The organism is Pseudoflavonifractor sp. An85 (genome assembly GCF_002161235.1).
Taxonomy (GTDB): Bacteria; Bacillota; Clostridia; order Oscillospirales; family Oscillospiraceae; genus Enterenecus.
Map to the genome: position 1 here is coordinate 1 of NZ_NFHE01000052.1, position 7,430 is coordinate 7,430.

The window sequence follows — 7,430 nt, forward strand, 5'->3', positions numbered from 1 at the left end:
GGCGAATGGACGCTCCCGCAGGACGCCACCGGTGTCGTTCTGAAGAACGTGCCCGAAGGCTGGAACGTCTCGCTCGTCAACGAACCGCCCCTATCCATGGACAAATCTTGGCTGTACACTGTCAGCAGCCCGGACGGGAAGATCAGCGTGACCTACCGGTTCACCGTGCCCCACGTCTACACCGTGGACGAGCTGAAGGGCGTGACGGCCACCGTGGACGGGGAACCGGTAGAAGGCTTCGATCCAACACAGACAGGCACATGGACGATTCCCCATGGCGCTGCGGTAAGCCTAGAAGGGATTCCCTCGGATTGGGTGACGACCCACGAGGACGGCACCCTCGTGTGGGCGATCACCGCGCCGGATAACTCGGTCAGCGTCACTTGGACGTTCGAGCAGGAGCAGCCCGCTTCGTCCACGGACGATCTGAAGGGCGTGACCGCCACCGTGGACGGCATTCCAGTGGACAACTTCGATCCCACACAGTCCGGCACATGGCTTGTACCCTCCGGTTCGACGGTCAGCCTCTCCGGCATCCCATCGGACTGGCAGGTGACCCATGAAAAGGGCACCCTCACATGGACTGTAACCTCGCCGGATGGTTCCCTCAGCGTCACATGGACGTTTGAGGAGGAGCGGCCCACGCCCAGCAAGGATGATCTGAACACCGTCACCGCCACCGTGGACGGCAAGCCCGTTGAGGGATTCGACCCGGTGAACGGCGGCACATTCCCCGTCCCGGCAGGCACCACCAGCGTGGACCTCGATGGCATCCCCGAAGGATGGAACGCCACACCCATGCAGGACGGGCTGGGCTTCACCATGACCAGCGAGGACGGCAGCATTACCGTGGAGTACGTGTTCCAGCCGGAAACCATCATCCACACCGTCACCTTCGACTACGGCATCGAGGGCATGACCGGCAGCCAGCAGGTCACCGACGGCGGAAAGGCGACCGAGCCTGTCGCCCCGGTGCGCGACGGATACCGGTTCGATGGGTGGCTGCTGGACGGCCAGACCTACGATTTCGCCACTCCGGTAACCGGTGACATCACCCTGACCGCCGGGTGGACCATCAACACGTACACGGTCCGTTTCGATACGGCAGGCGGCAGCAGCGTACCCGAACAGGCCATCGACCACGGGCAGAAGATCACGGAACCGGCAGCGCCCACCCGTGAAGGCTACACCTTCACCGGATGGCTGCTCGACGGTAGGCCGTTCGACTTCTCCACGCCCATCACGGGGAACCTGACCCTGACGGCGGGCTGGCAGGAGAACGAGCCGCCAGCACCCGTCACCCACACGGTCACATTCGACAGCGCCGGTGGCAGCACCATCCCCGCTCAGACCGTCACCGACGGCGCGGCCGCCATCGACCCCGGCACCCCGACCCGCGACGGCTACACGTTCACCGGCTGGCTGCTGGACGGCAAGCCGTTCGACTTCGCCACGCCCATCACGGGTGACATCACCCTGACGGCGGGCTGGGAGGAAAGCGGGGAACCCGCACCGACCATCCACACCGTCACATTCGATGACGGCACCGGCAACACGGTCACGGTGAACGTGCAGGAGGGCGAAACCGTGCAGGAACCCTCCGCACCATCGCGTGACGGCTACGAGTTCACCGGCTGGCTGCTCGACGGAACACCGTATGACTTCACCACGCCCGTCACCGGGGACATCACCCTCACCGCAGGCTGGGAGAAGACCGAGGAACCTGTAACCACGTTCACGGTGTCGTTCCGCACCAACGGCGGCACTGCGGTGGAACAGCAGACCATCACGGAAGGCGGCACCGTGGAGAAGCCCATGGACCCCACCCGCGACGGCTATACCTTCACCGGCTGGCTGCTGGACGGCCAGCCCTACGATTTCACCACGCCGATCACGGGCAACATCGTCCTCGACGCCGCATGGGAGCAGAACACCCCCATCGATGAACTTGCGGGCGTGACGGCCACCGTGGACGGCAAGCCCGTGGAGGGCTTCGACCCGGCCAAGGACGGTGAATACCGGATCGATGAGGGCGCGAAGGTCGAACTGAACGGCGTGCCCGAAGGCTGGACCGTGATCCGTCAGGAAACGGAGGACGGCTACATGTTCACCCTGACCAACGGTGAGCGCACCGTCGCCTACACTTTCGCCGCCACGCAGGGGCAGGAGACTGACACGCCCGGCGAACCGGACGGGAGTACCCCTGCGGACTCCGGCGATACCAAGACGGACGTTCCCGGCGACGAGGATCGGAAGGATGGTCTCGCTGACACCGGTGCCTCCATCGGCATTGTCGTGTCTGTGCTGGCGTCTGCGGCGTGCTTGGGGGCGGGCATCCACCTGTTCCGCCGCACCCATCGTGATCGCCGCTGACCGTCCCTTGGACGTAAGTCCGGTGTAGGCAACAGTAAAGCCGGTGAGGATTTTGAATGTCCTCACCGGCTTTACTCTGGGGAAAGAGGAAGGGCGTCGGGAATAGGAGAAGACCACGCCCTCAGTGATATACTAAACCAGACACCAGACGGACGATCATCCGGCGGTGAAGATCAGGTCCGTGGTGTTGTCCTTATCCAGCGTGAGCCTCATGCCATCCGACAGGACTTCCAGCTTGTAGGTGGTCTCCGCGTCGCCGATGGTGAGGGAGCCGATGAACTTGGGATTGTCGCTCGTCTCAACGGTGGAGAATTGATCTACGGTCACCTTGTATTCTCCGGAGTGATCGGATACGCCCCATTCGCCGTCGTTCGGGCCTTGGTGAAAGACGTAGCTGCCCTGATCGTAGACGCCCTTGGCGAAGCTGGCCTCGCCGTCCTTGAACGAGATCGTCTCCGGCTGCTGGCAGGAGCTTCCGGCGGACACTTCCTTCTTCCAGTCGGCGGATTCCAGATAGTCCATAACGGTGTTCGGCAGGTTTTCGGTGAACTCCTGCGTGGCGTCCTGTGCCTCCTCCTTGCTCGGGTAGAAGCGGGTGCCCAGCTTCTCCTCGCCCGCATACTGGTATCCGTCGCTGCCCTCGATGGGAGTCAGGGTGATGATCTCGCCGTGGGACTCGTTCAGGGTGATGCCGCCGTTTTCGGCCTGCTCCCATGTGCCCGAATACCAGTTGTCGTCCTCCGTCATCTTCCATGTATCGCCATCGAAGCTGATGGAGCTTTCGTCGCCGTCGATGGCGGAGACGCTGTAATAGGTGTGGCCGCTGAGGGACAGCCCGCCGCATCCGGTCAGGATTCCCGTCAGGCCCGCCACGGCAACGAACACCGCAAACCCGCGCTTGATACTTCGATTATCTGTCATGATCGTGTCCTTTCCATGAGAGTCAGGCTGCACAGCCTCGCCCACCATTATACGGAACAACGGACGGGCCGGACGTCTTGGAATCCATTGAAAAGGACATCATAATGTGGTAAAATAGAAAAATAGCAGAATATATTTTGAAGTGCACCGCACAGGAAGGCGATGATTATGAGATATGAGCCGGGGGTGTATGACCCCAATATGCGCGTTCCCGTTCCCACCGGATTCGACCGGATCGTATGGATCATAGTCGGATACTGGTTCAACCTCTTCGGCCCGCTGCTCGTCTGGCTGCGCTGGCGGAAGAAGAACAGCTTCATCGGCAAGATGGCCGTCAGGTGGGCGTTCCTCGGCACCGCGCTCAACATCATCACCATTATGGTGTATCACATGTTGTTCTGACGGTGCCGGTTATCGTTGACGCTCCATCCTGCCATATCCTTGGGGGAAGAGCGTATAGGGAGGTGGAAGAGTATGGATACATCCGGAATCCTGCGGCCTGAACAACTGCCGTTCAAGGTTCCGCCCGATCTTGAATATGCCATCAATGAACTTCTCGCGGCATGGGAACGTGACGAAAAGCTGAATCTGGACTGCTACCTTGACGAGGTGCAGGCTGCGGCGAGAAGCGTCAGCGAGGAGAATGATGCGTGGGTCAGGCGCTATTATGTTCAGTATGGATGGAGGAAGAACGATTGACAAGAACGGGGCGATAAATGTGAATAAGATACAGAGAAAACCGTGGAGTTTCACCATTGTGTTTGATGAAGCCAAGGCGGTACGTCATGGGTACAGTCTGGATGCGCTCTACGATCATGTGGGAAAGATCGCGGAATCGTTCGGCAACGTGCGTATTGGTCGCGGTTCGTGGCAGGCGAAGGATGTTCAGTCGAACCATTCGGCGCAGCCAGTGGCGTTGTGCTGCCTGTGCGAGCAGAAGTGGGTGATGGAGAACGTGAAGAGCTGGACCACCTATGAGGATGAAAGACCGAATGGAGAGGATTATCTGCAACTGCTTCGCCGCCACCGTCCTTACCTCATTTGCGCTGAATAGGCGAGCACGTGATAGAAAACAGCCGAAAAGAATTTGTTTTGATTTGGACGATGACGCACTAGAAAAGACGCATGGAAAAGCGCATGGTCGGACGCGCCTCATCTCCTAAAATCCGCAGCGATGATATAGCAAAAGCCCCGTGGGGAAGAATCCCTCCGGGGCCTTTCAATTTCCGTCACTCCGTTTCGCCGTCCTCGTCGCAGGGGTGCATCACGAGCAGGGCGATGTATTCAGATACGGACATGTCCAGTTCCTTCGCCTGCCGTTGCAGATTTCTCTTGACCTCGGCATCGACGCGGATGGTCATACGAACCTGTTCCTCCTCCGTCTGCTGTACTTCTTCGATGTCGGACACACAGTAGTAATCAAAGGTGCGCTTGGCACGCGATGAGGGGTGCATACGAACTGGCCGCGCATCATCTTTCGGATATAAGTCCTGTTCCTCCCACTGGTTGCGGGTCTTGAACCCGGCCTCCACTTCCGGAGGGAGCCTGCTCTTCACCGGCAGGCCGTCCCATTCGCTGAGCATGTTCCGTTCGGTGAAGAGCGGAATGGCGGACAGCACCTCCTCCATGTGTTCGTCCGATGCACCGGACAGCCCGAGCAGGGTTTCGACAATCCTATTGTTTTCCTCTTCCATCATCGTTCCTTTCCTTTGGATGGATTTATTGACTATCCGTGCTGTACAACGTCGCCGTGGTGCCGTCGAAGCTGAGGATGAAGCTGTACACGTGGCAGCGGTTGCCGTACTCCATCAGCGCGTTTGGATCGAGTGTGAACTGTTTCCTCCACGCCTCACTCTCCGGCAGCCTGCCCACTTGGATGGGATCGGAACCAGCCGGACAATGTTCGGGCAGTTTGGCCTCCACGGTGCCATCCATGCCGATTTGGAACTCGCCGTATTCATCAAGCAGCGGCCTGACGGAATCAATGTTGGTGACCTCCCACTGCATCGAGACCGGCTTCCATGGGAAGAATACTCGCCAATTCTCTTTCAGGAACCCATAGCCGCAGATGAGGCTCAGCACCGCGAACGCCACGGCTGCCGCAGCCCAAATCCCCTGAACAAGACGCGGTGTCTCCGGACACCGTTGCCACACCATTTTCACAATCCACACAAGGCCAGCCGCACCCATCCACAGTGCCATCGCCTTTATCGGGATCACATTCAATTGCGAGGGAAGGGAGACGATGCCCACTGCTTCCAGTGTGATCGCCACCATCACGCTTAGAACCATGAGAGCGGAGATCAGCATGGACAGGGTGAACAACACCGTCACCACAATGTCGATCCGTGCGAAAACGGATGACCGCGTTTCACCAGCTTCCTTCCGCTCCGCGGTGACTTCAAAATCCGTCACCTCGATTACCCCAGCCATTTCGATCACGTCCTTTCCGTGATGTGGATTCCGTTCAACAGCGTGGCCGCCGTCCCATCCGGCGTCACATACCGATCGTCGCCGGTGACGGTGAGGCAATCGGTGCAGCAGTGGCGTCCATCCTCGGTGACGCCCCACCGCTCGTACTGATCCTGTAGTTCCGCGTTGATGCCGTCCACCGTGTCCCAGCCGACGAACTCGCTTTCCCGGTCGGGAATGCGGCGTCCACACCAGTCGCATTCCAGCGCGTAGCAGGTGATGACCTTCAGACTCATTGCTTGACCTCCATGAGTTTCCCGTTCTCGTCGTACAGGTAGGCACGGCTGTCGAGGATGATGAAGTTGAGATTACGGGTGACTTTGGTTTTTACCATCATGTCGGCGTTCTCGGGAACGGCGGTGCATGTTGTGAAGTCATCCATACCTTCGAGATAATCGTCGGGCAGGGTACAGTCGAGTTCGGCAAGACCGTACCCATCAGCCACGTACCGGTTGAACTGTGTCTCCGACAGTTCGGTTCTATGGTAGATACCTGTGGGTGTCCCACAGATCAAGGACAGACCGAAAACTGCCAGAGAAAAGGCGAAGGAGATTCTTTTCAGCTTAGATGGTTCACTGCCGAATGATGTGACAAATACGAAGAAGCAAAGTCCGCCCGAGATGAGGGCTGCGACGGCGCAGACCGTCTGAATCATCCCCACCGTCGATGCCTTCTCGATCCACGAGGTCAGGTCTAGTCCGTTCATTCTTACACTCCTATCAATCTAACAACTGTTCCAATAGCGAGGGCAGGGAGATGGTGCCCGTAGCCAATAACGTGATGAAAACTGTTGTGACGATTATCAGACATCCAAGAAAGGTGAAGAGCGTTTTGCGCTCTTTCCTGCACCTATCAGTATAGCTATACATAACTAAGACCATCCCTATCACAATACTGATACTGAAGAAGGTATACGACGCTTGTTCATATGTCATTGCTGCTCCTCCGTCCGTTCCGCTGTCTGTTCATCCGATGACAGCTCCGCAGTTTCGGAAGTGCCGGGCAGAAGTCCCATGGCGTTTCCGTCACGCTTCGGATTCACCGCGTCGATCTGCAAATCGATGAGCGCGGCAAGTCCTTCCAACTTGTGGATCGTTTTCTTGAGCGAGTCCAACAGTCCACTCAATTCGCCAAGCGCGTTGGCAAGCTCGGTGTACCGCTGCTTGACCCGATCCATCTCGTTCTTTTCCATTATGGGTTCCTTTCCCTTGTAGGATCGACTTTCTGATTTTGCTCATCCCATCATCATGGTCCACACGATGTGGCACAGGATGATGAGGATGAGGAAGAGGGCCGTCCACTTCCCGAAGTTGAACAGGCGGTCCGGGAGTGTGACCATCTTCAGCCGCTCGATGCGGCGCTTGGACTCCTGCGTGAGAGCATCGATGTACTCGATGTTCTTCTTCGACACCTCATCCAATCGCTTGATGGTCTCCTCCTGCGCCTTCTCTTGCGCAGCGGTGACGCCGTTCAACGCTGCCTGCTGCGCCTGACTGGTGATGTCATGGAGGCTGCTGCGGATGGCCTCGATCTCCTTCAGCGCGTCGGCGACCGCCTTGGTGGTCTGCCTCAGTTCGATGGTCAGGTTCTTCTGCTTTCTCGCCACCTGCTCCATTGACCGGGCCGCCGCCAGCAGATCACTGTTCCCGTTACCTTCCTCCGCC

Annotated in this window: 11 protein-coding genes; 4 read left to right on the forward strand and 7 right to left on the reverse strand. The window is 58.5% G+C overall.

Translation table 11 applies throughout. The features are described from left to right. The coding region (locus tag B5G37_RS13765; RefSeq protein ID WP_143482968.1) for an InlB B-repeat-containing protein at window positions 1-2,373 on the forward strand (2,373 nt) is incomplete at its 5' end. Window positions 2,374-2,529: 156 nt separating this feature from the next. Here the strand turns inward: B5G37_RS13765 and B5G37_RS13770 are convergent. Then, the gene (locus tag B5G37_RS13770; protein WP_143482969.1) at window positions 2,530-3,294 is read right to left on the reverse strand and encodes a hypothetical protein; all 765 of its coding nucleotides are present in this window, start codon (window positions 3,292-3,294) and stop codon (window positions 2,530-2,532) included. A gap of 168 nt (window positions 3,295-3,462) precedes the next feature. On the opposite strand from B5G37_RS13770, the gene B5G37_RS13775 reads away from it, so the two are divergent. The 3 genes from B5G37_RS13775 to B5G37_RS13785 all read left to right on the forward strand — a co-directional run bounded on the left by B5G37_RS13775 (window position 3,463) and on the right by B5G37_RS13785 (window position 4,348). Beyond that, window positions 3,463-3,696 (forward strand): hypothetical protein, encoded by a 234-nt coding sequence (locus B5G37_RS13775; protein ID WP_087258769.1) that lies wholly within the window; start codon window positions 3,463-3,465, stop codon window positions 3,694-3,696. Between the two features lie 72 nt (window positions 3,697-3,768). Continuing rightward, complete coding sequence (locus B5G37_RS13780; RefSeq protein ID WP_087258771.1) at window positions 3,769-3,993, forward strand: hypothetical protein; 225 nt, start codon at window positions 3,769-3,771, stop codon at window positions 3,991-3,993. A 58-nt stretch (window positions 3,994-4,051) separates the two neighbouring features. Next, the gene (locus B5G37_RS13785; RefSeq protein ID WP_143482970.1) at window positions 4,052-4,348 is read left to right on the forward strand and encodes a hypothetical protein; all 297 of its coding nucleotides are present in this window, start codon (window positions 4,052-4,054) and stop codon (window positions 4,346-4,348) included. A gap of 175 nt (window positions 4,349-4,523) precedes the next feature. On the opposite strand, the gene B5G37_RS13790 is transcribed toward B5G37_RS13785, so the two are convergent. From B5G37_RS13790 to B5G37_RS15295, 6 genes are all read right to left on the reverse strand, one after another. Next, window positions 4,524-4,991, reverse strand: coding sequence for a hypothetical protein (locus B5G37_RS13790; protein ID WP_087258775.1), 468 nt, complete (start codon window positions 4,989-4,991; stop codon window positions 4,524-4,526). A 22-nt stretch (window positions 4,992-5,013) separates the two neighbouring features. Further along, window positions 5,014-5,727: a hypothetical protein gene (locus B5G37_RS13795; protein WP_087258777.1), complete on the reverse strand. Its 714-nt coding sequence runs from the start codon at window positions 5,725-5,727 to the stop codon at window positions 5,014-5,016. A 5-nt stretch (window positions 5,728-5,732) separates the two neighbouring features. After that, window positions 5,733-6,002, reverse strand: a complete 270-nt coding sequence (locus B5G37_RS13800; protein WP_087258779.1) for a hypothetical protein — start codon at window positions 6,000-6,002, stop codon at window positions 5,733-5,735. Then, complete coding sequence (locus tag B5G37_RS13805; RefSeq protein WP_087258781.1) at window positions 5,999-6,472, reverse strand: hypothetical protein; 474 nt, start codon at window positions 6,470-6,472, stop codon at window positions 5,999-6,001. Before B5G37_RS13805 ends, B5G37_RS13800 begins: the two co-directional genes overlap by 4 nt. A 225-nt stretch (window positions 6,473-6,697) precedes the next feature. Continuing rightward, window positions 6,698-6,958: a hypothetical protein gene (locus tag B5G37_RS13815; protein WP_087258785.1), complete on the reverse strand. Its 261-nt coding sequence runs from the start codon at window positions 6,956-6,958 to the stop codon at window positions 6,698-6,700. Between the two features lie 42 nt (window positions 6,959-7,000). Then, a partial coding sequence (locus B5G37_RS15295; protein WP_158099440.1) for a hypothetical protein occupies window positions 7,001-7,430 on the reverse strand: 430 nt, incomplete at its 5' end.

What these genes read in the sequence shown, in the direction of transcription:
- B5G37_RS13780 (WP_087258771.1), top strand. Translation starts at nt 3,769, where the DNA reads ATGGATACATCCGGAATCCTGCGGCCTGAACAACTGCCGTTCAAGGTT.
- B5G37_RS13775 (WP_087258769.1), top strand. Translation starts at nt 3,463, where the DNA reads ATGAGATATGAGCCGGGGGTGTATGACCCCAATATGCGCGTTCCCGTT.
- B5G37_RS13790 (WP_087258775.1), bottom strand. Translation starts at nt 4,991, where the DNA reads ATGATGGAAGAGGAAAACAATAGGATTGTCGAAACCCTGCTCGGGCTG.
- B5G37_RS13795 (WP_087258777.1), bottom strand. Translation starts at nt 5,727, where the DNA reads ATGGCTGGGGTAATCGAGGTGACGGATTTTGAAGTCACCGCGGAGCGG.
- B5G37_RS13805 (WP_087258781.1), bottom strand. Translation starts at nt 6,472, where the DNA reads ATGAACGGACTAGACCTGACCTCGTGGATCGAGAAGGCATCGACGGTG.
- B5G37_RS13815 (WP_087258785.1), bottom strand. Translation starts at nt 6,958, where the DNA reads ATGGAAAAGAACGAGATGGATCGGGTCAAGCAGCGGTACACCGAGCTT.
- B5G37_RS13800 (WP_087258779.1), bottom strand. Translation starts at nt 6,002, where the DNA reads ATGAGTCTGAAGGTCATCACCTGCTACGCGCTGGAATGCGACTGGTGT.
- B5G37_RS13770 (WP_143482969.1), bottom strand. Translation starts at nt 3,294, where the DNA reads ATGACAGATAATCGAAGTATCAAGCGCGGGTTTGCGGTGTTCGTTGCC.